The sequence below is a fragment of the Azospirillum formosense genome (assembly GCF_013340925.1).
Lineage (GTDB): Bacteria > Pseudomonadota > Alphaproteobacteria > Azospirillales > Azospirillaceae > Azospirillum > Azospirillum formosense.
Genome location: NZ_WHOR01000069.1, coordinates 1 through 23,205, shown reverse-complemented (window position 1 = coordinate 23,205; position 23,205 = coordinate 1). Strand labels below are relative to the sequence as shown.

Genomic DNA, 23,205 nt, shown 5'->3' with positions numbered 1-23,205 from the left:
CTGATGCCCTGTCAACCCACAGCCTCTTTCGCCTCGTCGCCGGCGGCGTCAGCTGGGCACAGGGGACAGCGGAAAGCGGGACTCGCGACCCTACGCCCCGGCGCACGAACCGTCGGGCGGCGGCAGCGATAGTTCGCAGGCCGACATCGACGCGCTGTTCGCCTGAGGCGCCGATGGCGAACGACGGCTCCCACAAGTCCCGGATACGCTTGAGCCAGGAGCAGCTGGACCGGGTGTGCGAGCGCCATGTCCGCTTCACCGAGGGGCGGCCCAACGGCGCCCGCGCCAACCTGCCCTTCTTCGACCTGACCGGGCTCGACCTGTCGGGCCGCAACCTGACCGGCGCGCATCTGTCCGGCGCCATCCTGCGCGACGCGCGGATGCGCGGCACCATCCTCGACCACGCCGATCTCTACGGCGCGGACCTGCGCGGCGCCGACCTGTCGGAAGCGCGGCTCTACCGCACCGACATGCGCGGCGCCAACGTGCGCGGCGCCATCCTGGACGGCGCGGTGATGGTGGAGGTCGACCTGCGCGACGGCAGCGTCGCCAACCGCAGCGCGTCCGGCGAGCTGAAGGTGGTCGGGTTCGAGCCGGGACCGGCGGACATGGCCTCGGCCAAGCTGACCAACGCCGACATGGCGCGGGCCAAATTGTCGGGCAGCTTCGCGCGGGCGGCGGACTTCACCAATTCCCGCCTGTCGGGGGCGCGGCTCCAGCGCACCGACCTGCGCGACTGCAACTTCTCCGGCGCCGACCTCCAGGGGGCCGACCTGAACGGCGCCGACCTGCGCGGGGCCAAGCTGGACGGCGCCAAGGTGTCGGAACTGGACCTCGTCACCTCCATCCGCACCGACGAGGAGGCGGCGGTGGCGGCCCAGACACCCCAGCCCATCCCGGAAGCGGACGAGGACCCGGTGGCGGAGCCCAGCCATCCGGCGATCCCCGCGGCGGACATCGAGGTCCTGCTGCACCAGCACCTGCTGTGGCTCGGCACCAGCGGCCAGAAGGGGCGCCAGCTCGACCTGACCGGCCTGAACCTCGACGGGGCGGACCTGTCGGGCAAGGTGCTGACGCTCGCCAAAGGCTCCGGCGTGCGGCTGCGCCACGCCCGGCTGAACGGCGCGCAGCTCCAGGCGGCCCAGTTCGACGGCGCCGATCTGCGCTCCGCCGATCTGCGCGGCGCCGATCTGCGCGGCGCGAAGCTGGACCGCGCGATCCTCATCGACGGCTGCCTGGACGGGGCCAACCTGGGGATGCTGCTGATCAGCGCCGGGGCGAAGGTGATGCGCGCTTCGCTGGTGCGCGCCCGCATGGCCGGCGCCTCGCTCAGCGCGACGAACATGAAGGGTTGCGACCTGACGCTGGCCGATCTGACCGGCTGCGACCGCAGCAGCGCCATCTTCGACGAGGCCATCCTGGACGGCGCCCGGCTGGGCAGCGCGTAGGGTTCGGGACCGTTTCACCGCAAAGAAAAAGCCCCTCCCCGGCGGACCGGGAAGGGGCTTTTTTCTTGATGCCAGCGACGTGGGTCTAGGTCGCTCCCTGGGTGGCGATCTGGCCGCCGGGCGCGACGCCCGGCTGGCCGGTGACCGGCTCCGTCGCGTGGTGGGAGATGGCAGTCGGGGCCGACTCCGGGCTCATCAGCGACATGCTGACGGTCGGGGTCTTCCATTCCAGGCTGTCGAAGGCGCCGCAATGGCCGCACAGGCCGCCCCAGCTCGGGCTGACCGCGTTGCAGGCGGTGCAGGTCCAGGCCGCGTCCGCCGGGGCGTTCGCCGCCTGGGCCAGCCAGGCGCGCGCCGCCTCCTCGTCCTGCCGCTCCGCCCGCTCCAGCTCGGCCAGGAGCTGGAAGACGCGGCGGGACGGCCGCATCTCCAGCGCCTTGGTCAGATGGGCGCGGGCCTCGCCCCACAGCTGTGCGTCGAGGGAGGCGCGGGCCACGGCGAGCAGCGACTCGACGTCGTTGGGGGCGTGGTTGCGCAGCTTCTCGAACATCTTCACCCGGGTCATCGGGTCGTAGCTGGAGACCACCTCGCGGTAGGCCGAGGTCAGGTCCGGGTGCGGGTTGACGCGCCAGCAGCGCTCGATGGTCTTGGCAGCGTTCCTGTGCTTGCCGATGGCCATTTGCAGCCGGGCCGCGCGGGCCGCCGCCGGGACGAAGCCGGACAGCAGGTCGTGCGCCGCCTGGGCGTGCGAGAGCGCCGAGTCGGATCGGCCGCGGCGCTCCGCCTCGAAGCTGCGCTCCAGAAGCAGGGTGGCGCGGTGGCGGCGGCCGTCGTCGGGGTTGATGGCGCCGGCCTGGACGGCCTGCTGCAGCGTGCCTTCCGCCGCCGCCCATTCGCCCGAGCGGGCTTCCAGGTCGTACAGCGTGCCGAGCAGCCAGGGCGTGTTGGGCTGGAGCGACTGGGCGCGGCGGGCGAGTTGCAGCGCCTCCACCCGGTCGCCGGCCTTCAGCGACTGCGTCAGCAGGCCGCGCAGGCCGAGGAAGGCGGTCTCCGGCCGGTCGAGCATGGCGGTGAAGTATTCCTTCGCCGCGCGGTCGTCGCCCTGGAGCTGGGCGGCCTGGGCCGACAGCAGCATGGTCAGCGGCGGCTCGTTCAGCAGCCCGTCGGCCTTGCGCGCCATCTTGCGGGCGGTCGTCGCGTCGCCGGCGGCGACGGCGACCATGCCGCGGGTCAGCGCCTGATAACCCCGCTCGCGCCGGCGCGACCGGCGGTAGCGGCCGAAGTTGCGCGGCGCGCCGAGGACGGCGCGGGCCAGCCGGTAGAGGACGATGCCCGCCGCCAGGGCGGCGACGCCGATCAGGATGGCGATGCCGATGCCGGTCTCGACGACGTAGCCCTGCCAGTTGATGGCGAGGGTTCCGGGGTGGTTGGCCAGCCAGACCGCGATCGCGACGACGATGGCGACCTTGATGATGAACCAGATGGCGCGTGTCATTGGGCCGCTCCCTTGACACCGGCGGACTGCGACAGCAGGCCGATGGCGCGGTTGGTGAGCTGCTGCCCGGCCTCGTTGGCGGCCAGACGCGCCTTGGCGTCGGCGATCCACGGGGCGGCGACCTGCGCCGCCGGACCCTTCAGGGCGGCCAGCTCCTTGACCGCGCCGCCGAGGTTGCCGGCCTGCAGGGCGGCTTCGGCGCGGGCGACCACCGCCGAGGCGCCGTCGCCGACCGCGTCGCCGCCCGAGCGGCGCACGGTGACCAGCGTGGCGATCTTGCCGGTGACCTGCTCCACCCAGTCGTTGCCCTCGCCCTGGTTGTCGGCGCGCACGATGTCGGAGGCCATGGCCGAGAAGCGGTCGGTGAGCTGCGGCTGCGTCGGCACGCCCTTGGCGGCGTAGCCGGCCACGGCCTCCAGCGGCTGCGTCACCTGGGCGTCGCCCGACGCCACGGCGCGGACGGCCTGGAGTTCCTGCTGGAACGGCTGCCCGGCGGCCAGCGCGGAGCGGAGCTGCCCGGCGGCAAGCACCAGCGTCTGGGCAGCGGTGGCGGCGTCGCGACGGGTCTCCACCGCCTGGTTGACGGCGGCCAGCTCCTGCTTCAGCGCGTCCACCTCCTGGCGGATCTGCCCGGCGGCCTGGACCTCGTTGCCCACCGAGTCGACGCGTTGCTGGACCTGTCCGAGCTGCTCGGTCAGCTGGGCGACGCGCGGGTCGGGCTCGGCCGGGGCGGCGGAGGCGGCGGCCTGCGGACGCTCCTCGAGCTGCTGGATGCGGGCGGTGAGCTGGCCGACGGCGTTGTCCAGAGTCTGCTGGTCGATGCCGGCCGCGGCTGCGTTGCCCTCGGCCGGGGCGGCGGGGCGCTGCTCCAGCTTGGCAAGACGTTCGGACAGCTGCTGGATCTGGTTGCGCAGGGCCGGGTCGGGCTGCGGCGCGGGCGCCGTGGCGGCCGGACCGGCGGCAGTCCCGCCGGCGGTGGGCCAGCCGGGGACGCGCGGCCCCCACCAGGGCTGCGACAGGGCGGCGGCGCCGACCAGAAGGGCGATCAGCGACACGGCGGTGGCGAAGCCGGCGCCCGACTTGCGCTCCTCGCGCGGCGCCTCATAGCGCGGCGGCTCGTAGGAGGAGGCGGTGTAGGCGGAAGCGGGGGGCTCCACCGGGGGCGGCGTATCGCTCTTGACCTCGCCCGACGTGAAGGCGGCGGCCTTGAAGGGATCGGCCTTGGCCTCTTCCTTGCTCCCTTCGGAGCGGATCTCCTCGCCCTTGATCGTCTCGGCCTTCACGTCGCCGCCCGGCAGCGTGTCGACGGCACCCGGAAGAGTGTCCGCGGCGGGCGGCAGGGTGGAGGGCGGCAGGTCCGTGGCCGGCACCGGGCCACCACCCGGCAGCGTGTCGGCGCCCGGCAGGGTGTCCTCGGCCTTGCCGGACTCAACCTTGGTGAATTCGGTCTTGAACGGCTCGGCGCTCCCGGGGAGGGAGACGGCCGGCGGACTGACGGCGGCGTCCGGCGGCAGCAGCGGCATCACCGAGCCGGCGGCGTCGGGAGCGTTGCGGTCCTCGCTCGGCGTGGCGGCTTCCAGGTCGGCTTCGCTCAGCTTGATGCGGTGCTTGGCGGCGGAGGCGCGGAGGTCGGCATGGCGGGCCAGCGGGATGGCGCCGCGCTTCTTCCAGCCCTGCACCGTGGTGACCGGGATGTCCAGCTTGTGGGCCATCGGGCGGATGCCGCCGAAGCGTTCGATGATGCGTTCGACGGCGGGGCCGCCCGACACCTGATTCTGGTCGGACTGCTGGTTCTGGTCGGGCGTCTGGTTCTGGTCGGACGGCGTGTGGCCGTTCGGGTCAGCCTCGTGTTCGGAGCCTGGGCGAGAGGTCATTGGGTGCCTTCTGGTCGCAGTTGTTCTCAACGAACGCCACACAAGCCCCCAAGCGGATGCGCTCAAGCCCGGCCCGTGCCGCCGGACGGGTCCGGCAGCAGGCCGAGCAGAGAGTCCTGCTCCGGCCGTGGCGCCACCCGTACGTTCTGCCACGGTGTCACTCCCAGCTCACCGTACGCGCGGGCAGCCTCCGCGACCGCGGGGCTGAGGCAGAGCGCGTCCACTGTACGACAGCGGTCGATGAGCCCGGCCTCGGCGACAAGCCTAACAAACGAACGGGCGGTACGGGGAGAGAAAAACAACACGGCGTCCAGTGTTCCCGTACGCAACAGCGCCGCCGTGCCGTCCGACAGCCGCGCGCTCGGAACGGCGTCGTACAGCGTTTCCCGCAGGATGGAAAATCCGGACGAGCCCAGCATGGCCGACAGGTCGCCGGCGAGCTTGGTTCCTGCGACATGAAGTAGCGGACCCGCCGTTGCGGTGCAGCGGCGGCGCACCAGTTCGGCCAGCGCGTACACGTCGCCGGACGCGCTTTCCACCTGCCTGAAACCGGCCGCGCGGGCGGCGGCGGCGGTGGCGTCGCCGACCGCATAGACCGGACGGTCGAGACGGTTCGTACGTCTGGTGTAGCCCCGTACGCCGTTTGCGCTGGTGAAGAGGAGGGCCTGTACGTTCCCAACGTCCGGCTCCGGCCCGTCCAGCCAGCGGATCTCCAGCATCGGCTCCGCCGACACGATGAAGCCCAGCGCGCGCAGACGGGCCGCCAGAGGCTCGGAATCCTCCGCCGGACGGGTGACCAGGATGTGAGGGGCCGCCATCGCCGGCCGCCGTCAGCTCTTGAAGAAGTCGGGCGGCAGGACCGCCTTGATCTCCGCCCCGGCGTCGGCGCCGATGGCGGCAGCATCGCTTGCGCTGCCGCTGCGCTCCGCCCGGAAGACCTGCCGTCCGTCGTTGGACAGCACCTTGGCCTTCAGGTGAAGCCGGTCGCCGTCCAGGGTGGCCAGCCCGGCGATGGGGGTGCGGCAGGAGCCGTCGAGCATGGCGAGCAGCGCGCGCTCCGCCGTCACGCGGGCCGTGGTGGCGGCGCAGTTCAGCGGGGCGAGCAGGGCGCGGGTGGCCTCGTCGGCGCTGCGGATCTCGATGCCGATGGCGCCCTGGGCGACGGCGGGCAGCATCTCCTCATGCTCCAGCACGGCGGTGATGCGGTCGGTCAGGCCGAGACGGCGCAGCCCCGCGAGCGCCAGAAGGGTGGCGTCGACCTCCCCGGCGTCCAGCTTGGCGAGGCGGCTCTGCACGTTGCCGCGGAAGGGCACGACGGTCAGGTCGGGCCGCCGCTCCAGGATCTGGGCCTGACGGCGCAAGCCGGCGGTGCCGACGACGGAGCCGGCGGGCAGCGTGTCCACCGTGTGGCCGCCGCGCGAGAAGAAGGCGTCGCGCGTGTCCTCGCGCGGCAGGAGCGTGGAAATCTCCAGCCCGTCCGGCATCCAGGTCGGCACGTCCTTCATGGAATGGACGGCGAGGTCGGCGCGGCCGTCGAGCAGCGCGTCCTCCAGTTCCTTGGTGAACAGGCCCTTGCCGCCGGCCTCGGCCAGCGTGCGGTCCAGGATGCGGTCGCCGGTCGTCTTGAAGACGACGATCTCGATGGCGCCGGGGGCGGCCAGATGCGGGTGCGCCGCGATCAGCCGGTCGCGGGTCTCGTGGGCCTGCGCCAGCGCCAGCGGGCTGCCGCGCGTGCCGATGCGGAGCGGTTGGGTCATGAGGCCAGTGTTCTAGGCGATCCGCCGCGGTTTGCAAGCCCTGGTGACGGGCACGCTACTCTTTGGTGAAGCACGCCGCCGCGTGCTTCACGGTGCGCGCCGCGCCGTGACGACCATGCGGCGGCTGTCCACCGTCCAGGCGGCGTCCTCGAAATCGCCGGCCAGCCGTTCGATCGCGAAGCCGGCGCTCTCCAGCATCAGCTCCAGCTCGTAACGGAAGATCATCCGCCAGGTGAAGCTGTATTCGGTCACCGCGATCTTGCCGTCCGGCAACAGCTCGTCGTACCAGCCGTGGATGCGCTGGCACTGCCCCTCGTCCAGGCGGGAGGCCATCGTGTTGCGGATGTAGCTGTTGCCGTTGCGCGGGCTGCGCCGCGGCTCCGACGGGCTGGGCCTCGTCTCGGCGTCCATCGGCAGCGTCAGCGGGTTCATCACGTCCAGCGCCAGCGTGCCGCCCGGCGCCAGATGAGCGGCGGCGGCGGCCAGCGCGCGGCGCTCCGCGGCCATTTCCGGGATCAGCATCAGCACGTTGAAGGGAATGGCGGCGAGCTGGAAATCCCGCACGGGCAGATCGAGCATCGTGGCGTCCTGCCGCACCGGATGGACGCGGGCCTGCACCTCCGGCGCCTCGCGCGCCAGCTTGGCGCGGAGCTGGTCGAGCATGGCGGCGGAGACGTCGACCGCCCACACCTCGTGACCGGCGCGGGCCAGCGGGATGGTCAGGCGTCCGGTGCCGCAGCCGATCTCCAGAACCGGGCCGCCGGTCTCCGCCGCGCGTTCCTTGTAGAAGGGCACGTCGCCCAGCATGCCGAGCCGGGCCAGCGTCGCGGCGTGCTCCGCCCGCGCCTCCCCGATCTCCAGCGATGGGTAGTCGCCGTCGTAATAGACGATGCTGGCGTCGTCGTCGGGGACGTCTTTGTTCATGGAGGGCGAAACCCTGAGAAATCCGGGTCAAGACCCTATACCAGAGCGGTGGAGACGGCTAGTTTGACAGCCATCATGATCGTTCTTGGAATCGAAACGAGCTGCGACGAGACGGCGGCGGCCATCGTGACCGACGCGCGGGAGATCCGCGCCGACGTGGTGCTGTCGCAGCTGGACGACCACACGCCCTATGGCGGGGTCGTTCCGGAAATCGCCGCGCGCGCCCATCTGGAGCATCTGGACGGGCTGATCCGCCGCGCCATGGCGGAGTCCGGGCTGGGCTTCGCCGACATCGACGCCGTGGCGGCGACCGGCGGGCCGGGGCTGATCGGCGGGGTGATCGTCGGGGTTATGACAGCCAAGGCCATCGCCGCGGCGCGCGGGCTGCCCTTCGTCGCGGTGAACCATCTGGAAGGCCACGCGCTGACCGCCCGGCTGACCGACGACGTGCCCTTTCCCTACCTGCTGCTGCTGGTGTCCGGCGGGCATTGCCAGCTTCTGGTGGTCGAGGGGGTGGGCCAGTACCGGCGGCTCGGCACCACCATCGACGACGCGGTGGGGGAGGCGTTCGACAAGACGGCCAAGCTGCTCGGCCTCGGCTATCCCGGCGGGCCGCTGCTGGAGAAGGCGGCGGCGCTGGCGACGAATCCGGGCCGCTTCGACCTGCCGCGCCCGATGGTCGGGCGCCCCGGCTGCGACTTCTCCTTCTCCGGTCTGAAGACCGCGGTGCGGCGCCATGTCGAGGAGCTGGGAACGCCCCTCTCGGGCGAGGACCAGGCCGACCTCGCCGCCGCCTTCCAGACCACGGTGGCCGAGGTGATGGCCGACCGCTGCGCCCGCGCCATGCGCCGGTTCAAGGAGATGCACCCGCAGGGCGGCGCCCTGGTGGTGGCCGGCGGCGTGGCGGCCAACAAGACGCTGCGCGCCCGCCTGCAGAAGCTGGCCGACCGCGAGGGCATGCCCTTCGTGGCGCCGCCGCTGCGGCTGTGCACCGACAACGCGGCGATGATCGCCTGGGCGGGGATCGAGCGCTTGCGGCTGGGCCAGACCGACCCGCTGGACTTCGCGCCGCGCCCGCGCTGGCCGCTCGATCCGACCGCGAAGCCCGCTATCGGCAAGGCCGGGGTGGGCTCCGGCATGAAGGCATGAGGGAGAGCGCGGCATGGCGCTGACCTTCCGCACCGCCGTCCGTGAGGACGTGCCGGAGATCGTCCGGCTGACCGCCGACGACGCCCTGTCCACCGGCGGCGACGTCTATGCCGAGCCGCTGGACCCGGTCTATTGGGACGCCTTCGACCGCATGGCGGCCCAGCCGGGCAATTCCATCGTGCTGGCGGAACAGGACGGGCGGATCGTCGGCTGCTTCCAGTTCACCGTCACCCACGGGCTGGCCCGCCGGGGTGCCGCGCGGGCGACGGTGGAGGCGGTGAAGGTGGACGGCGCTCTGCGCGGCCAGGGCATCGGCAGCGCCATGATGCGGCACGCCATCGCGCTGGCCCGCGCCGAGGGTTGCGTGATGGTGCAACTGACCAGCCAGACCCGGCGCACCGACGCCCACCGCTTCTACGAGCGGCTGGGCTTTCGGGCGAGCCATGTCGGGATGAAGCTTCTGCTGACGCCGGAGGCGTGACCGTCCGGGTTGCGGACCGGGGACGCTCCGCCTAAACAGGCGGCCAAATCCTTCAGGCCAAATTTTAAAAACAGGGGGCATCCATGGCGGCAACGGACTTCCGGCGCATCGGCGTGATCGGCGGCGGGGCCTGGGGCACGGCGCTGGCTCTGGCCGCCCTGCGCGCCGGGCGGGAGGCCCTGCTGTGGGCGCGCGAGCCGGCGGTGGTCGAGTCGGTCAACACCGCGCACGAGAACCGCGACTATCTGCCGGGCGTGACCCTGCCCGCCGAATTGCGCGCGACCGGCGATCTGGCCGAGGTTGCCGCCTGCGACGCCATCCTGCTCGTCACTCCGGCCCAGCATCTGCGCAGCGCCTGCGCCAGCCTCGCCGTGCATCTGCGGCCGGGCACCCCGCTGGTCATCTGCGCCAAGGGGATCGAGCTGGACAGCCACGCCCTGATGAGCGAGGCGGCCGCCGCCGCGCTGCCGGCGGGGACCCCGCTGGCCGTGCTGTCCGGCCCGACCTTCGCGGCGGAGGTGGCGCGCGGCCTGCCGACCGCGGTGACGCTGGCCTGCGCCGACGCCGCGCTGGGCGCCCGGCTGGTCGAGGCGCTGGGCAGCCGCACCTTCCGCCCCTACCTGTCCGACGACGTGGTCGGCTCGCAGATCGGCGGGGCGGTGAAGAACGTGCTGGCCATCGCCTGCGGCGTGGTGGAAGGCCGCAAGCTGGGCGACAACGCGCGGGCGGCGCTGATCACCCGCGGGCTGGCGGAGATCACCCGGCTGGCCCTGGCGCTCGGCGGGCGGCCGGAGACGCTGATGGGGCTGTCGGGGCTGGGCGACCTGACGCTGACCTGCTCCAGCCTGCAATCGCGCAACATGTCGCTGGGCGCCGCCCTGGGCGCCGGCCGGACGCTGGCCGAGGTGCTGGCGGAGCGCCGTTCCGTCGCCGAGGGCGTCTACACCGCCGCTGCGGTGGTCGGGCTGGCCGGGAGGAAGGGCGTGGACATGCCGTTGTGCGCGGCCGTGGACGCCATCCTGAACCGCGGCGCCGGGCTGGACGCGACGATCGACGGGTTGCTGTCGCGGCCGTTCCGCGAAGAGGGGCGCTGAGGGCGCGACCGTCTTCGGAATGGTTGCAGGATCGGATGGGTTGTGCGAGGCTTCGCGCCCTCACAATCGGAGTCCGTTCCATGTTCGCCCCGCCGCACCCGCTCACCCTGCTGGCTGCCGGGCGGACGATCGCCGCCCGACGGAGCGGGGACGGGCGAAAACAGCGCGGCGCCTGAGCGAAACCGCCGCAACACCGGTCCCGCGCGTCCCGGGCGTCCGCCGCCGCTGCGCGCGCCCTTCCTCTGGCTGCACCGCTGAGGCATCACCGTTTGCGGAAGGCGGCGCGTCGCGGCACCTTCCGCGGCGGTCGCGGCTGCGCTAGGCTCCCGCCCGACCGAACGGAAGGGGTTCCCCATGCTGTACATGTTCCATTGCACCGACAAGGCCGGCGCCGCCCAGGTGCGGGCCGACAACCGCCCCGCCCATCTGGCCTATCTGGAGGCGCACGCCGACCGTCTGTTCGCCGCCGGCCCGCTGCTGTCCGACGACGGCCAGGGCATGGCCGGCAGCCTGCTGATCGTGGAGTGCGCCGACGAGGCCGACGCCAAGGCGTTCGCCGCCAACGACCCCTACGCCCAGGCCGGGCTGTTCGAGAGCGTGGAGATCCGGGCGTGGCGCCGGGTCTACCCGAAGTCCTGAGCGGGGGCGGACGGCGATGGCCCGCTGGCTTCTGAAGTCGGAGCCCTTCAAATATTCGTGGGACCGCATGGTCGCCGACGGCACCACCCATTGGGATGGCGTGCGCAACCATCAGGCGTCGAACAACCTGAAGGCCATGAAGATCGGCGACCGCGCCTTCTTCTACCACTCGAACGAGGGGCTGGAGGTGGTCGGCGTCGTCGAGATCGCGCGGGAATACTACCCGGACCCGAGCGACGAGGCGGGCCGCTTCGGCATGGTCGACGTGCGGGCGCTGCTGCCCGTGAGGACGCCGGTCACGCTGAAGACGATGAAGGCCGACCCGCTGCTTCAGGGCATGGCCCTGGTCAAGCAGTCGCGCCTGTCGGTCTGTCCGGTGTCGGACGCCGAATGGGCGCATGTCTGCGCGCTGGCCGGGATCGAGGCGTGACGGTTCTTCGGACCTGCTGAGGGCGGGCGTCTGCGGCGGCTATTCCGCCGGTTCGCAGATGGCCGCCTGGAAATCCTGCGTGGCCTGAAGCATCCGGCGGGCCAGCGCCTGCATCTCCGCGGCGGCTCCGGCGAAACCCGCGTCCTCCCCGAATGGCGCGAGAGCGGCCGAGCCGGACGCATCCAGTTCGGCCAGAGACGCCGTGCGCAGGGCGGCGTCGATCACCATCAGGCTGGTGCGGCTGCCCATCTCCGACAGGCGCCCGGCCAGTTCCATGCCCTGTCCGGCGCTGCCGCCAGTCGTGCCGTCTCCGGTGGTGCCGTCCGCGTTGGTCGTGCTGGCCATGCCGGTGCCCTGCTGTTGGGTGAACAGCATGCACGCTAACGATGCGGCGGTTAAGACCGGGTTAAGCAGCCGCCCGAAGGACGTTCTCATGCTTTCGTGCTATGCGCGACAAATAGTCGCGCGGTCCTGTCGCCGCGGATGCCGGTGAATTCAAAAGAATGAGCGGTGCGCTGCAACAAAGTGGAGCGGAAAGCCCCGATGGAGAGGGCGGACAATCAGCCGTTCTGCTTGTAGAGACGGGAACTTGTGTGGATAATGTCCCGCAACAGGAGCGGCCGGAAGCCGCTCCCCAACAGCCCTTCAGGGCGTAACCAGAAGCACTACGGGGGAATCGCGAGCCAATGTCCGACAATTCGTTTTTTCCTGTTAAGCCGGAAATCGCCAAGACCGCTTACGTGGACGAAGCCGCCTACGCCCGCCTGTACGAGCAATCGATCAACGATCCGGAAGCCTTCTGGGGTGAGCAGGGCAAGCGCATCGACTGGATCAAGCCCTACAGCAAGGTGAAGGACGTCAGCTACACCGGCGACGTCCACATCAAGTGGTTCTACGACGGCACGCTGAACGTCTCCGCCAACTGCGTCGACCGCCATCTGGCGACGCGCGGCGACCAGACCGCCATCATCTTCGAAGGCGACGATCCGGGCGTTTCCAAGCACATCACCTACAAGGAACTGCACGAGCAGGTCTGCCGCCTCGCCAACGTCCTGAAGAAGAACGGCGTCAAGAAGGGCGACCGCGTCACCATCTACCTGCCGATGATCCCCGAAGCCGCCTACGCCATGCTGGCCTGCGCGCGCGTCGGCGCCATCCACTCCATCGTGTTCGGCGGCTTCTCGCCGGACAGCCTGAAGGACCGCATCGTCGACTGCGACAGCCACTTCGTCATCACCTCCGACGAGGGTCTGCGCGGCGGTCGCAAGGTTCCGCTGAAGGCGAACGCCGACAAGGCCGTCGCCGCGGCGCCGAGCGTCAAGCACGTGCTGGTCGTCAAGCACACCGGCGGCAACGTCGCCTGGACCGAGGGCCGCGACCTCTGGTACCACGAGGAGATCGCGTCGGTCTCCGCCGACTGCCCGCCGGAGGAGATGAGCGCGGAGGACCCGCTGTTCATCCTCTACACCTCGGGCTCGACCGGCAAGCCGAAGGGCGTGCTGCACACCACCGGCGGCTATCTCGTCTACGCGTCGATGACCCACCAGTACGTCTTCGACTACAAGGACGGCGAGGTCTACTGGTGCACGGCCGACGTGGGCTGGGTCACCGGCCACAGCTACATCGTCTACGGCCCGCTGGCCAACGGCGCGACCACGCTGATGTTCGAAGGCGTGCCGACCTATCCGGACATCTCCCGCTTCTGGCAGGTGGTGGACAAGCACAAGGTCAACATCTTCTACACCGCCCCGACCGCCATCCGTTCGCTGATGCGCGAGGGTGAGGCTCCGGTGAAGAAGACCTCCCGCTCCTCGCTGCGCATCCTGGGTTCGGTGGGCGAGCCGATCAACCCGGAAGCTTGGCTGTGGTACTACAACGTGGTCGGCGAGGGCCGTTGCCCGATCGTGGACACGTGGTGGCAGACCGAGACCGGCGGCATCCTGATCACCCCGCTGCCGGGCGCCATCGGGCAGAAGCCGGGTTCGGCGACCAAGCCCTTCTTCGGCGTCAAGCCGGTCGTCGTGGACAACGACGGCAAGGAGCTGGAAGGCGAGACGGAAGGCAACCTCTGCATCGCCGACAGCTGGCCGGGCCAGATGCGCACGGTGTTCGGTGACCACGAGCGCTTCGTCCAGACCTACTTCTCGACCTTCGCGGGCTACTACTTCACCGGTGACGGCTGCCGCCGCGACGCGGACGGCTACTACTGGATCACCGGCCGCGTGGACGACGTGATCAACGTGTCGGGCCACCGCATGGGCACGGCGGAAGTGGAAAGCGCGCTGGTCGCCCACCCGAAGGTCGCCGAGGCCGCCGTCGTCGGCTACCCGCACGACCTCAAGGGCCAGGGCATCTACGCCTACGTCACGCTCAACGCCGGGGAGACCCCGTCGGAGGAGCTGCGCAAGGAGCTGGTGGCCTGGGTCCGCAAGGAGATCGGCCCGATCGCCTCGCCGGACCTGATCCAGTGGTCGCCGGGCCTGCCGAAGACCCGTTCGGGCAAGATCATGCGCCGCATCCTGCGCAAGATCGCCGCGAACGAGCACGACAGCCTGGGCGACACCTCGACGCTGGCCGATCCGACCGTCGTGACCGACCTGATCGAAAACCGCATGAACAACGCCTGACCGCGGCGTTCATCGGAGTTTGTCTTCAACGGGGTTTGTCTGCGGACCGGGGGCCTTCACGGCCCCCGGTTTCGTTTTGGGGCCGTTATTTGGGCGTGGAGTCCGGTCCGCCGGAGGCGCCGCTGCCGGATTGATTCTTCACGGACTCGGCGGTGCCTGGCTTCAGGCCGGACTCGCCGCTCGCCGCGTCGGGGACGGCGCCGATACGGCCCTGCGCACGGGTCTCCGCCGCGTTCTTCTGCTTCTCGGTGCGGCGCTCGCCCAGAGTCGGGTCCTGGGTGCCGGTCGATTCCATCCAGGCTTCGCCCTGGGACGGCGGTGCGGCGCCGAGTCCGCCCTCCATCGTCTTGGCGTCCTGCGCCACGGCGGCTCCGGACAGGGCGAGGCTGGCGGCCAGCAAGGCGATGGCGCCGGGGACGTAAGACGAGGCCTGGGTCGTCATGGTTCGCTCTCCTCCTTGGTGGGAGGGGCAACAGCGGTGCGAGACGGCGGGTTCCCGATTCATCCGTTGGTGGAACCGGGTTAGCCCATGCCCGTCCCGTCGCACCAGGGCTGGCGCCGTTCGCCGTGATAGGGGCGGGCGAGCCCCGCCTCGATCAGCGCGGCCGACAGGTCGCCGCCCCCGATCGTCAGCACGCGGGCGCGCACCCGCCCGCCGTACTTGTCGGGCTGGATGTCGAGCAGCCGCACCGGAGCGGTCCCGATCAAGCGGCGCGCGTGGTTGCGGGCGGTCTCAGCCAATTCCCGCTCACGGGGGCAGCGGGCGCGCATCTCCGGCGCGTCCAGCCCGTCCACCCGGACATGGGTCTCGACCACCTGACCCAGCCAGATGGTGGCGCGCACCAGCAGCGTGTCGCCGTCCAGGACCTCCAGCACCTCCGCCGGGATCGGGCCGGGCAGGGCGGGCGGAGCGGCCTGGACGGTGCCGGCCAGCAGGGTGGCCAGCAGGGTGGAGAGAAGCGCCAGCCACTGCCCGGCGGTGCGGCGCGGGCATGGGGTGATGGACTTGGGCGATCCCATGGCGCGACCTCTCCGGGCACCGGTTCGCGAAACGGCGAACCGGTCACAGAGTAGCGCGCGAACCAGAACGCATCAAGCACAACCTAGGTATTCTATCCTGATTGCTTATGTATTCAATTTCAGGGCAGGGGTGTTCAGGCAATTGGTCCTAGCGGTGCCGGCTCAGAAGTCCGAGCAGCGGCCCTTGAACTCCCAATCGCCGAAGCGGGTCGGCTCCGGTCCCTGCGGACCGCCGATTTCGCCGGGCATCTGCTCGGGTCCCTTGGCGCCGGTTTCGGAGGCCGTTTCGGCGTCGGGCTTCGCGGCGTCGGGCTTTGTGGCGTCCTGCGGTGCCGTGCCAGTGGTCTTCGTCTCGGTCATGGCCGTCCTCTGGGGTCGGGTGCGGTGCTGGGCCATCTTGAACGATGCCTTCCGCCAAGCCCATATCACCAGACAGGCCCGGCGGAAAGCCCCGCCGGGGCCATCCTGTCCAACCAACAGTGAAACCGTCCAGAAGATCGCCCGGAACACCGCCAAGAGAACACCGCCATGACCAGTTATGTGAAGACCACCATCCTCCTCGCCGGCCTGACCGCCCTGTTCATGGGCATCGGCTATCTGATCGGCGGCAAGGGCGGCATGATGATCGCCTTCTTCATGGCGCTGGGCATGAACCTGTTCAGCTACTGGAATTCCGGCGACATGGTGCTGTCCATGTACGGCGCGCGGGAGGTCGATGCCTACACCGCCCCCGAATATTACGGCATCGTCCAGCAGCTGGCCGAGCGCGCCGGCCTGCCGATGCCGCGCGTCTACATCATGGAGAACGACCAGCCCAACGCCTTCGCCACCGGACGCAACCCGGAGAACGCCGCGGTCGCCGCCACCACCGGCCTGCTGCGCCTGCTGAGCCCGGAGGAGATCGCCGGCGTCATGGCCCATGAACTGGCCCATGTGAAGAACCGCGACACGTTGATCATGACGATCACCGCGACCATCGCGGGCGCCATCTCCATGCTCGCCAACTTCGGCATGTTCTTCGGCGCGTCGCAGAGCAACAGCCAGAACGGGCAGGGCGGCAACCCGCTGGGGCTGATCGGCGGCATCCTGATCGCTGTCCTGGCCCCCTTCGCCGCGATGATCGTCCAGATGGCGATCAGCCGCACCCGCGAGTACGAGGCCGACCGCATCGGCGCGGAGATCTGCGGGCGCCCGCTGTGGCTGGCCGACGCGCTGACCCGCATCCACAATTACGCCCACCAGATCCCCAATTACGCGGCGGAGTCCAACCCGGCCACGGCGCATCTCTTCATCGCCAACCCGCTGCACGGGCGCAGCCTCGACAGCCTGTTCTCCACCCACCCGAACATGGAGGAGCGGGTGCGCCGCCTGCGCGGCATGGCCGGTCCCTCCTACATGCCGCGCAGCCCCTGGGGGTGAGCGGAGACGGATCGGTTCGCGGTTGCACGCCGAAAGACGTACGTCTACCTTCCCACCGCTTGCCGATTGTGGGGCGCTCAGGGGGGAACACCGCATGTCCGACGTCACGAAATACCGCCTCGTCACCCGGTCCGACTTCGACGGGCTGGTATGCGCCGTGCTCCTGAAGGAGCTGGGCATCCTCGACGAGATCAAGTTCGTGCATCCCAAGGACATGCAGGACGGCAAGGTCGAGATATCCGACCGCGACATCACCACCAACCTGCCCTATGTGCCCGGCGTCCATCTCGCCTTCGACCATCACCTGTCGGAGACGATCCGCGTCGGCAAGCGCGACAACCACATCATTGAGGCCGACGCCCCCTCCGCGGCCCGCGTCGTCTACAATTACTACGGCGGCAAGGAGCGTTTCCCGACCATCTCCGACGCGATGATGGCCGCGGTCGATCAGGCCGACTCCGCCCAGTACGGCATCGAGGACATCCTGAAGCCGCAGGGCTGGACCCTGCTGAACTTCATCATGGACGCGCGCACCGGCCTCGGCCGCTTCCGCGACTTCCGGATCTCCAACTACCAGCTCATGATGGAGCTGATCGACTGCTGCCGGAATCACGGCATCGACGAGATCCTCGCCCTGCCCGACGTGAAGGAGCGGGTGGACCTCTACACCGAGCATGAGGCGAAGTTCTCCGACCAGCTCGCCCGCTGCAGCACGATCCGCGGCAACGTCGTGGTCATCGACCTGCGGCGCGAGGAGACCATCTACGCCGGCAACCGCTTCATGATCTACGCGATGTACCCGGAATCCAACGTGTCGATCCACGTCCTGTGGGGTCTGAAGCAGCAGAACACGGTGCTGGCCTGCGGCAAGTCGATCATCAACCGCAGCTCCAGGACCAACATCGGCCCGCTGATGCTGGAATACGGCGGCGGCGGGCACGAGGCGGCGGGCACCTGCCAGGTGGACAACGACAAGGCCGAAACGGTGCTGGAGGAGATTGTCGGACGCATGCGCGCCGACGGCTGACGGGAATCGTGCCGGACCTGTTTCTCGACAAGACCCCGCTGTTCGACGCGGGGTGGCTGGGCGTGTCCGCCGCCGCCAGCCGGGACGACGTGCTTCTGTGCCTCGCCGAGGCCGAACGCCGCGCCGAGGCGGCGCTTGAGCAACTTGGGCGAACGCTGACCCAGGGCGGACTTCCGGCTTCCAGCGCGGCCGCCGACCGCGACCGGCGCATCGACGCCCTGCTGGCGCTGGAGACGCGCGGCATTCCGGCGTCCGGCGCCGCGGCGGACGGGGCGGTGGAGCGCGTCATGATGGAGGTCGGCTTCCGCAAGCGCGACCTGATGCCCCGCTTCCACGAGCTGGCCGAGCATTGCCGCGCCGTCCACCGCCGCGCCCTGGCGATGGCGCGGGACGCCCGCTGGGCGCTGATGCTGGAGCGCGCCGCCGCCGACCCCGGGGGGCCGTCCAGCCCCATCCAGGGCACGGGGACCCGCTACGTCAAGAGCGACCGCTACGACGCCCGCGCCGCGCGCAGCCTGCCCCCGGACGACCGCGTGCGCGCCGACCGTTTCCTCAAGCGGCTGGGCGAGGACCCGGTGCCGCCGGAGCTGGAGCTGACGGCGCTGGCGGGGGCAGGGCTGGAGGGGACGGCGCTGTGGGCGATGAAGGCCGGCAACGGCAATCGCTTCATCCTGCGCCGGGGCGAGGTGCGGGGCGTCGCCTGTTTCTTCGTCGAGGACGTCGGCCCCTATCCCGACCACGAAGGCGGACGGCGCGGTGCGCTCGCCCGCTGAGGGGGCCGGAATCCGTTCGGCCCCGCGCTGCGGCTACTCGACACCCGCCGTCCGGCGCGCTACATCCAGCGGCATGTCCGACGCCTCCCTCGCCGCGCGCTCCGCCGCGCTCGACCTTCTGCGCGATGTGCTGCGCAAGTCCATTCCCTTCGACGATGCGTTCGACGCGCATCCGGAGTTGCGCGGGCTCGACCCGCGCGACCGCGGCTTCGTGCGGCTGCTGACCGCCACCGTGCTGCGCCGGCTCGGCCAGATCGACGCGCTGATCCAGGGCAGCCTTGCCAAGCCGGGCCTGCCCAAGGCCACCGTGCACGACATCCTGCGGCTGGGCGCGGCCCAGCTCGTCTTCCTCGGCACGCCCGCCCACGCCGCCGTCGACACGGCGGTGGAGCTGGCCGCGGCCAAGGGGGCCGAACCCTACAAGGGCCTGATCAACGCCGTCCTGCGCCGCATCGGCCGCGAGGGGACGGAGCTGGCCGCCCAGCAGGACGCCGGGCGCCTGAACACGCCGGACTGGCTGTGGCTGGCCTGGCGGCAGGCCTACGGCATCGGCCGCACCCGCGGCATCGTCGAGGCGCACCTGCACGAGGCGCCGCTGGACATCACCGTCAAGACTGATCCCGCGGCCTGGGCCGAGCGGCTGGAGGCCCGGCTGCTGCCCACCGGCACGCTGCGCCGCGCCGCCGGCGGCAACCTGACGGAGCTGCCGGGCTTCGCCGAGGGCGCCTGGTGGGTGCAGGACCTCGCCGCCTCGCTGCCGGCCAAGCTGTTCGGCGATCTGGCGGGCAAGCGCGTCTACGACCTGTGCGCGGCGCCCGGCGGCAAGACCGCGCAGCTCGTCGCGCAGGGCGCGCAGGTGACGGCGGTCGACCGCTCCGCCAAGCGGCTGGAGCGGGTGCGGGACAATCTGGCCCGCCTCAACCTGTCGGCGGAGGTGCTGGCGACCGACGCCGCCACCTGGACCCCGGAGGAGCCCGCCGACGCGGTGCTGCTCGACGCCCCCTGCTCGGCCACCGGGGCGATCCGCCGCCACCCCGACATCCTGCGCGTCAAGACGCCGGAGGACATCGCCAAGCTGGCCAAGGCGCAGAGCCGCCTGCTGGCCCACGCCGTCGATCTGGTGAAACCCGGCGGGACGCTGATCTACTGCACCTGTTCCATCCAGCCGGAAGAGGGCGAGGCGCAGATCGACCGCATCCTGGCCCGCGACCCCCGCGTCGAGCGCCTGCCGATCACACCGGGAGATCTGGGCGGCGGGCATGCGGGGGATGGCAATTTGGCCGAGTTGATCAACGAGCGCGGTGAGGTACGATCCCTGCCGGGCATGCTCGGGGACCTCGGCGGCATCGACGGGTTCTTCGTGGCACGGCTGCGACGGTTGCACGATTAGGGCACCACCGGCTTGCGGGGGTCGAGGCGAATTTGATACGACAACAGGATGCATCCCCCCGATCGCCCGAATGCCTTCAGCGAAGCGCCGGCCATCGCCTCCCCCTGCCGTGTGACGGGGTGAGCCGATGAGCGCCGGGCGTGGGAAAATGGGCCGCTTGCGGGACGGCGTCGCGCAGATCGCCTTTGGCAACCCGATCTACAAGCTGACGCTGGGCGGCCGCGCGCCGACCGCCCTGTCCGCCGTGCCGCCGGACCCCTGGCCGGGCGACGCCGGGGAAGGTTCGGCGATTCTGGCCGGCGTCTTCCGCTTCGGCGGGCAGGCCGTGGCGGCCGACGCCCACGGCGCGCCGAACTGGCGGGCCGGCAGCGCCGTCTGGCAGGACGCCCTGCACGGCTTCGACTGGCTGCGCGACCTGCGGGCGGTCGGCGGCGACACGGCGCGACGGCGTGCCCGTTCGCTGGTGCTGTCCTGGCTGGACCACAATGGGAGCTGGAACGCCCAGACCTGGGCGCCGGAGGTGCTGGGCGCCCGCATCGCCGCCTGGATCGGCCTGCACGACTTCTACTGCGCCTCCGCCGACGACGAGTTCCGCGCCGCGGTGTTCGACAGCCTCGCCCGGCAGGTCAAGCATCTGACCCGCGTGGTGCCCGGCGCGCTGGACGGCAAGGCGCTGGTCACCGCGGCCAAGGGCCTCGTCTATGGCGGCTTCTGCCTGCCGGAGCATGAGCGCGTCGGACAGGACGCGTTGAAGCTTCTGGAGCGCGAGCTGCCGCGCCAGATCCTGCCGGACGGCGGCCATATCGAGCGCTGCCCCTCGGTGCAGCTGCGCATCCTGCGCGACCTGATCGACATGCGGTCGGTCCTGCGCACCGCCCGCGCCGACGTGCCGGAGGCGCTGCAGCACGCCATCGACCGCATGACCCCGGCCCTGCGCTTCTTCCGCCACGGCGACGGTGGCCTCGCCCTGTTCAACGGCGGGCGGGAGGAGGACGCGGCGCTGGTCGACACGGTGCTGGCCCAGGCCGACGCCCGCGGGCGCCCGCTGAAGAGCGCGCCGCACACCGGCTTCGAGCGGCTGATCGCCGGGCGCACCATGGTGCTGATGGACACCGGCGTGCCGCCGGTCACCGGGCTGGACGCCACCGCCCACGCCGGCACGCTGTCGCTGGAGATGTCGGTCGGCAAGGAGCGGCTGATCGTCAATTGCGGCGCCCATCCGGTGAAGACCGGCCCCTGGCGCGCCGCGCTGGCCGGCACCGCCGCCCATTCCACCGTCGTGCTGGCCGAGACCAACTCGTCGGAGGTGATCGAGGCGGGCGGGCTGGGCCGCCGTCCCTCCCATGTCGGCTGCGAGCGGCAGGAGAACGACGGGGCGGTGCTGGTCGTCGCCACCCACAACGGCTACAGCCGCAACTTCGGCTATCTGCACCGCCGCCGCGTCTATCTGGCGGAGAACGGCGAGGACCTGCGCGGCGAGGACATGCTGGAGCCGGTGATCGGCGCCACGCCGGAGCCGCGGCCCTTCACCATCCGCTTCCACCTGCACCCCGCGGTCCAGGCGAGCCTCGTCCAGGGCGGGCAGGTGCAGTTGAAGCTGCCGAGCGGCGCCGCCTGGCGGCTGCGCGCCTCGGGTGGCACGCTGGAACTGGAGGAGAGCATCTATCTGGGCAGCGGCGACGAGCCGCGGCGGACCACCCAGATCGCCGTCTCCGGACATACCGGCCCCGCCATCAAGACGGTGAAATGGGCCTTGCGCCGCGAGCGCAAGGGGGGGTAAACCGCGCGCATCCGCGGCGGACAGGCCGTGGGAATACGGATCGGTGCCTGTTTCGAGAGTCTGTGGAGTGTTCGCCCTGCGACCGTGATCCCCGCCCGGGTGGGGGTAACGAAGCGGGGTGTTTCGCTTTTCCGTCTTTCCGGGTCCCGTCTTCCCATGCCCGGTCCGCCGCAGCCGGTTCCATGACAGCCAGGATGCCCCGATGAGCCCGCCGAACGTCGCCCACTCGCCCGCCCCCGATCTCGTCCGCATCACGCGCGCGCTGATCTCCGTGTCCGACAAGACGGGCCTCGTCGCGCTCGGCCAGGCGCTGGCGGCCAAGGGCGTGGAGATCCTGTCCACCGGCGGTTCCGCCCAGCGGCTGGCCGAGGCCGGCATCCCGGTGAAGGAGGTCTCCGACCACACCGGCTTCCCGGAGATCATGGACGGGCGCGTCAAGACGCTGCACCCGCGCGTGCACGGCGGCATCCTGGCCCGCCGCGACATCCACGCCGAGGCGATGACCACCCACGACATCCCGCCGATCGACCTCGTGGTGGTGAACCTCTACCCGTTCGAGGCGACGGTGTCGAAGGGCGCCGACTACGCCAACTGCGTGGAGAACATCGACATCGGCGGCCCGGCGATGATCCGCGCCGCGGCCAAGAACCACGACTTCGTCACCGTCGTCACCGACCCCGAGGATTACGAGGCGGTTCTGGACGAGCTGGCGACCCATGACGGCGCCGTCACGCTGACGCTCCGCCGCACCCTGGCCCAGCGCGCCTACGCCCGCACGGCGTCCTACGACGCGGCCATCTCCTCCTGGCTGGCCGGCCAGCTCGGCGAGACCTTCCCGCCGCGCACCACCCTGTCGGGCAAGCTCAGCCAGACCCTGCGCTACGGCGAGAACCCGCACCAGCAGGCGGCCTTCTACGTCACCGGCGAGCAGCGTCCCGGAGTGGCGACGGCGATCCAGCTCCAGGGCAAGGAGCTGTCCTACAACAACCTGAACGACACCGACGCCGCCTTCGAGCTGGTCGCCGAGTTCGAGCGCCCGGCCGTCGCCATCATCAAGCACGCCAACCCCTGCGGCGTGGCCGAAGGGGCGAACCTGCTCGACGCCTACAAGCAGGCCCTGCTGTGCGACCCGGTCAGCGCCTTCGGCGGCATCATCGCCGTCAACCGCCCGCTGGACGCCGCCACGGCGGAGGAGATCGCCAAGCTGTTCGCCGAGGTGGTGATCGCCCCGGACGCCGACGACGCGGCCCGCGCCCTGCTCGCCACCAAGAAGAACCTGCGCGTCCTGCTGACCAAGGACGTGCCGAACCCGGCCGAGCCGGGGATGATGGTGAAGCAGCTGTCCGGCGGCTTCCTGCTGCAGAACCGCGACAACGGCCGCATCACCCTTGATGACCTGAAGGTGGTGACCAAGCGCGCCCCGACCGAGCAGGAGCTGGCCGACCTGCTCTTCGCCTTCCGCGTCGCCAAGCATGTGAAGTCGAACGCCATCGTCTATGCCAGGAACGGCGCCACGGTGGGCGTCGGCGCCGGCCAGATGAGCCGCGTCGACTCGGCGCGCATCGCCGCCATCAAGTCGGCGGAGGCCGCCAAGGCCGCCGGCCTGAGCGAGCCGCTGGCCAAGGGGTCGGTGGTCGCCTCGGACGCCTTCTTCCCCTTCGCGGACGGACTGCTGGCCGCGGCGGAGGCCGGCGTGACGGCGGTGATCCAGCCCGGCGGCTCGATCCGCGACAACGACGTCATCGCCGCCGCCGATGAGAAGGGTCTGGCGATGGTGCTGACGGGGATGCGCCACTTCCGGCACTGAGCATCCGCGTCCGCGAGCGTTTGCCCCCTCCCTAACCCTCCCCCGCTTCGCAGGGGAGGGGACCATTCTCC

General features: G+C 70.9%; 22 protein-coding genes. 13 read left to right on the top strand and 9 right to left on the bottom strand.

Annotated elements, in window-relative coordinates; all coding sequences use genetic code 11:
• Positions 1 to 209: 209 nt before the first annotated feature.
• Positions 210 to 1,448 carry a pentapeptide repeat-containing protein gene (locus tag GBZ26_RS11645; RefSeq protein ID WP_246653660.1) on the top strand — a complete coding sequence of 413 codons (1,239 nt, stop codon included), beginning with the start codon at positions 210 to 212 and terminating at the stop codon, positions 1,446 to 1,448.
• Between the two features lie 85 nt (positions 1,449 to 1,533).
• Here GBZ26_RS11645 and GBZ26_RS11640 read toward each other — a convergent pair whose 3' ends face one another.
• The 5 genes from GBZ26_RS11640 to GBZ26_RS11620 all read right to left on the bottom strand — a co-directional run bounded on the left by GBZ26_RS11640 (position 1,534) and on the right by GBZ26_RS11620 (position 7,498).
• Positions 1,534 to 2,943, bottom strand: coding sequence for a heme biosynthesis protein HemY (locus GBZ26_RS11640; protein WP_174438984.1), 1,410 nt, complete (start codon positions 2,941 to 2,943; stop codon positions 1,534 to 1,536).
• Positions 2,940 to 4,817: a mitofilin family membrane protein gene (locus GBZ26_RS11635; RefSeq protein WP_174438983.1), complete on the bottom strand. Its 1,878-nt coding sequence runs from the start codon at positions 4,815 to 4,817 to the stop codon at positions 2,940 to 2,942. The genes GBZ26_RS11640 and GBZ26_RS11635 overlap by 4 nt, the downstream gene beginning before the upstream one ends.
• A 62-nt stretch (positions 4,818 to 4,879) precedes the next feature.
• Positions 4,880 to 5,635 carry a uroporphyrinogen-III synthase gene (locus tag GBZ26_RS11630; protein WP_174438982.1) on the bottom strand — a complete coding sequence of 252 codons (756 nt, stop codon included), beginning with the start codon at positions 5,633 to 5,635 and terminating at the stop codon, positions 4,880 to 4,882.
• Between the two features lie 12 nt (positions 5,636 to 5,647).
• On the bottom strand, positions 5,648 to 6,574 hold the full coding sequence (gene hemC / locus GBZ26_RS11625; protein ID WP_174438981.1) for a hydroxymethylbilane synthase: 927 nt from the start codon (positions 6,572 to 6,574) through the stop codon (positions 5,648 to 5,650).
• 87 nt (positions 6,575 to 6,661) lie between these two features.
• Positions 6,662 to 7,498, bottom strand: a complete 837-nt coding sequence (locus tag GBZ26_RS11620) for a class I SAM-dependent methyltransferase (protein ID WP_174438980.1) — start codon at positions 7,496 to 7,498, stop codon at positions 6,662 to 6,664.
• 75 nt (positions 7,499 to 7,573) lie between these two features.
• Here GBZ26_RS11620 and tsaD point away from each other — a divergent pair, with 75 nt between their 5' ends.
• The 5 genes from tsaD (at position 7,574) to GBZ26_RS11595 (ending at position 11,291) form a co-directional block, all read left to right on the top strand.
• A complete protein-coding gene (tsaD, locus tag GBZ26_RS11615) occupies positions 7,574 to 8,647 on the top strand; it encodes a tRNA (adenosine(37)-N6)-threonylcarbamoyltransferase complex transferase subunit TsaD (protein WP_174438979.1) in 1,074 nt (357 codons plus the stop codon).
• 13 nt (positions 8,648 to 8,660) lie between these two features.
• A complete protein-coding gene (locus GBZ26_RS11610; protein WP_174438978.1) occupies positions 8,661 to 9,128 on the top strand; it encodes a GNAT family N-acetyltransferase in 468 nt (155 codons plus the stop codon).
• Positions 9,129 to 9,211: 83 nt separating this feature from the next.
• Positions 9,212 to 10,222, top strand: a complete 1,011-nt coding sequence (locus GBZ26_RS11605; RefSeq protein WP_174438977.1) for an NAD(P)H-dependent glycerol-3-phosphate dehydrogenase — start codon at positions 9,212 to 9,214, stop codon at positions 10,220 to 10,222.
• A gap of 354 nt (positions 10,223 to 10,576) precedes the next feature.
• The gene (locus GBZ26_RS11600) at positions 10,577 to 10,861 is read left to right on the top strand and encodes a YciI family protein (RefSeq protein ID WP_119510076.1); all 285 of its coding nucleotides are present in this window, start codon (positions 10,577 to 10,579) and stop codon (positions 10,859 to 10,861) included.
• A gap of 16 nt (positions 10,862 to 10,877) precedes the next feature.
• Positions 10,878 to 11,291: an EVE domain-containing protein gene (locus GBZ26_RS11595; protein ID WP_174438976.1), complete on the top strand. Its 414-nt coding sequence runs from the start codon at positions 10,878 to 10,880 to the stop codon at positions 11,289 to 11,291.
• Positions 11,292 to 11,330: 39 nt separating this feature from the next.
• Here GBZ26_RS11595 and GBZ26_RS11590 read toward each other — a convergent pair whose 3' ends face one another.
• On the bottom strand, positions 11,331 to 11,666 hold the full coding sequence (locus GBZ26_RS11590) for a hypothetical protein (RefSeq protein ID WP_174438975.1): 336 nt from the start codon (positions 11,664 to 11,666) through the stop codon (positions 11,331 to 11,333).
• 311 nt (positions 11,667 to 11,977) lie between these two features.
• On the opposite strand from GBZ26_RS11590, the gene acs reads away from it, so the two are divergent.
• Positions 11,978 to 13,918: an acetate--CoA ligase gene (gene acs / locus GBZ26_RS11585; protein WP_174438974.1), complete on the top strand. Its 1,941-nt coding sequence runs from the start codon at positions 11,978 to 11,980 to the stop codon at positions 13,916 to 13,918.
• Positions 13,919 to 14,003: 85 nt separating this feature from the next.
• Here the strand turns inward: acs and GBZ26_RS11580 are convergent, their stop codons facing one another.
• The 3 genes from GBZ26_RS11580 to GBZ26_RS11570 form a co-directional block, all read right to left on the bottom strand.
• Entirely contained in the window at positions 14,004 to 14,360 is a 357-nt protein-coding gene (locus GBZ26_RS11580; RefSeq protein ID WP_174438973.1) for a hypothetical protein, read from the bottom strand.
• 80 nt (positions 14,361 to 14,440) lie between these two features.
• A complete protein-coding gene (locus GBZ26_RS11575; protein ID WP_174438972.1) occupies positions 14,441 to 14,938 on the bottom strand; it encodes a thermonuclease family protein in 498 nt (165 codons plus the stop codon).
• A 162-nt stretch (positions 14,939 to 15,100) separates the two neighbouring features.
• Positions 15,101 to 15,298: a DUF1674 domain-containing protein gene (locus GBZ26_RS11570; protein WP_174438971.1), complete on the bottom strand. Its 198-nt coding sequence runs from the start codon at positions 15,296 to 15,298 to the stop codon at positions 15,101 to 15,103.
• Positions 15,299 to 15,466: 168 nt separating this feature from the next.
• On the opposite strand from GBZ26_RS11570, the gene htpX reads away from it, so the two are divergent.
• The 6 genes from htpX (at position 15,467) to purH (ending at position 23,134) form a co-directional block, all read left to right on the top strand.
• Positions 15,467 to 16,357 carry a zinc metalloprotease HtpX gene (htpX, locus tag GBZ26_RS11565; protein ID WP_174438970.1) on the top strand — a complete coding sequence of 297 codons (891 nt, stop codon included), beginning with the start codon at positions 15,467 to 15,469 and terminating at the stop codon, positions 16,355 to 16,357.
• A 94-nt stretch (positions 16,358 to 16,451) separates the two neighbouring features.
• Positions 16,452 to 17,384 (top strand): exopolyphosphatase, encoded by a 933-nt coding sequence (locus GBZ26_RS11560; protein WP_174438969.1) that lies wholly within the window; start codon positions 16,452 to 16,454, stop codon positions 17,382 to 17,384.
• An 8-nt stretch (positions 17,385 to 17,392) separates the two neighbouring features.
• Entirely contained in the window at positions 17,393 to 18,157 is a 765-nt protein-coding gene (locus tag GBZ26_RS11555) for a hypothetical protein (RefSeq protein ID WP_174438968.1), read from the top strand.
• A gap of 73 nt (positions 18,158 to 18,230) precedes the next feature.
• Entirely contained in the window at positions 18,231 to 19,547 is a 1,317-nt protein-coding gene (locus tag GBZ26_RS11550; RefSeq protein ID WP_174438967.1) for an RsmB/NOP family class I SAM-dependent RNA methyltransferase, read from the top strand.
• A 148-nt stretch (positions 19,548 to 19,695) separates the two neighbouring features.
• Positions 19,696 to 21,327 (top strand): heparinase II/III family protein, encoded by a 1,632-nt coding sequence (locus GBZ26_RS11545; protein ID WP_174438966.1) that lies wholly within the window; start codon positions 19,696 to 19,698, stop codon positions 21,325 to 21,327.
• 202 nt (positions 21,328 to 21,529) lie between these two features.
• Positions 21,530 to 23,134, top strand: a complete 1,605-nt coding sequence (gene purH, locus GBZ26_RS11540; protein WP_174438965.1) for a bifunctional phosphoribosylaminoimidazolecarboxamide formyltransferase/IMP cyclohydrolase — start codon at positions 21,530 to 21,532, stop codon at positions 23,132 to 23,134.
• The last annotated feature ends 71 nt before the right edge of the window (positions 23,135 to 23,205 follow it).

Coding starts and splice junctions, on each gene's coding strand:
- tsaD (WP_174438979.1), top strand. CDS start 7,574: ATGATCGTTCTTGGAATCGAAACGAGCTGCGACGAGACGGCGGCGGCC.
- GBZ26_RS11570 (WP_174438971.1), bottom strand. CDS start 15,298: ATGACCGAGACGAAGACCACTGGCACGGCACCGCAGGACGCCACAAAG.
- GBZ26_RS11545 (WP_174438966.1), top strand. CDS start 19,696: ATGGGCCGCTTGCGGGACGGCGTCGCGCAGATCGCCTTTGGCAACCCG.
- GBZ26_RS11590 (WP_174438975.1), bottom strand. CDS start 11,666: ATGCTGTTCACCCAACAGCAGGGCACCGGCATGGCCAGCACGACCAAC.
- purH (WP_174438965.1), top strand. CDS start 21,530: ATGAGCCCGCCGAACGTCGCCCACTCGCCCGCCCCCGATCTCGTCCGC.
- GBZ26_RS11640 (WP_174438984.1), bottom strand. CDS start 2,943: ATGACACGCGCCATCTGGTTCATCATCAAGGTCGCCATCGTCGTCGCG.
- hemC (WP_174438981.1), bottom strand. CDS start 6,574: ATGACCCAACCGCTCCGCATCGGCACGCGCGGCAGCCCGCTGGCGCTG.
- GBZ26_RS11620 (WP_174438980.1), bottom strand. CDS start 7,498: ATGAACAAAGACGTCCCCGACGACGACGCCAGCATCGTCTATTACGAC.
- GBZ26_RS11560 (WP_174438969.1), top strand. CDS start 16,452: ATGTCCGACGTCACGAAATACCGCCTCGTCACCCGGTCCGACTTCGAC.
- GBZ26_RS11630 (WP_174438982.1), bottom strand. CDS start 5,635: ATGGCGGCCCCTCACATCCTGGTCACCCGTCCGGCGGAGGATTCCGAG.
- GBZ26_RS11600 (WP_119510076.1), top strand. CDS start 10,577: ATGCTGTACATGTTCCATTGCACCGACAAGGCCGGCGCCGCCCAGGTG.
- GBZ26_RS11610 (WP_174438978.1), top strand. CDS start 8,661: ATGGCGCTGACCTTCCGCACCGCCGTCCGTGAGGACGTGCCGGAGATC.
- GBZ26_RS11580 (WP_174438973.1), bottom strand. CDS start 14,360: ATGACGACCCAGGCCTCGTCTTACGTCCCCGGCGCCATCGCCTTGCTG.
- GBZ26_RS11550 (WP_174438967.1), top strand. CDS start 18,231: ATGTCCGACGCCTCCCTCGCCGCGCGCTCCGCCGCGCTCGACCTTCTG.
- GBZ26_RS11595 (WP_174438976.1), top strand. CDS start 10,878: ATGGCCCGCTGGCTTCTGAAGTCGGAGCCCTTCAAATATTCGTGGGAC.
- GBZ26_RS11575 (WP_174438972.1), bottom strand. CDS start 14,938: ATGGGATCGCCCAAGTCCATCACCCCATGCCCGCGCCGCACCGCCGGG.
- htpX (WP_174438970.1), top strand. CDS start 15,467: ATGACCAGTTATGTGAAGACCACCATCCTCCTCGCCGGCCTGACCGCC.
- acs (WP_174438974.1), top strand. CDS start 11,978: ATGTCCGACAATTCGTTTTTTCCTGTTAAGCCGGAAATCGCCAAGACC.
- GBZ26_RS11635 (WP_174438983.1), bottom strand. CDS start 4,817: ATGACCTCTCGCCCAGGCTCCGAACACGAGGCTGACCCGAACGGCCAC.
- GBZ26_RS11605 (WP_174438977.1), top strand. CDS start 9,212: ATGGCGGCAACGGACTTCCGGCGCATCGGCGTGATCGGCGGCGGGGCC.